The organism is Methylobacterium sp. CCH5-D2 (genome assembly GCF_001556475.1).
GTDB classification, from domain to species: Bacteria; Pseudomonadota; Alphaproteobacteria; order Rhizobiales; family Beijerinckiaceae; genus Methylobacterium; species Methylobacterium hispanicum.
In genome coordinates this window covers 1-334 of the sequence record NZ_LSIX01001067.1, presented here as the reverse complement: position 1 = coordinate 334, position 334 = coordinate 1, and the positions used below count along the sequence as shown (strand labels likewise).

The window sequence follows — 334 nt, the reverse complement described above, 5'->3', positions numbered from 1 at the left end:
GGCTCGTTCGTCCGGAAGCGGTCGAGGAACAGCGTCAGGGTGCCGTCGCGCGGGACGGCGACGAGTTCGAAGGCGTCCGAAAGCGCCTCGCCGCGCGGCGCGATGGTCTTCGAGAGGGGCGGCGGCACGGCGCCGTGGTCGTGGCCCTCGTGGGCAAGCGCAGGCCCCGTTAGGACGGCAGCAAGCAGCGCCACCACGCCATAGGCGGCGGCAAAACGGGTCGACATGAATAGGAATCCTCGCGTCGGGAAGTCCGGACGGCGCCGATAGCGGGCGCATTCCGGGCGTCGCGCGCCTCAGGCGCGCCCTACTTCACGCGAGGGTTCGTGGGGGC

1 pseudogene is annotated in these 334 nt (G+C 71.6%); it reads right to left on the bottom strand.

Annotated features, from left to right (window positions below):
- Nucleotides 1-227 (bottom strand): annotated as a pseudogene (locus AX737_RS28900) (RND transporter); the annotation flags it as partial.
- Between the last annotated feature and the right edge of the window lie 107 nt (nt 228-334).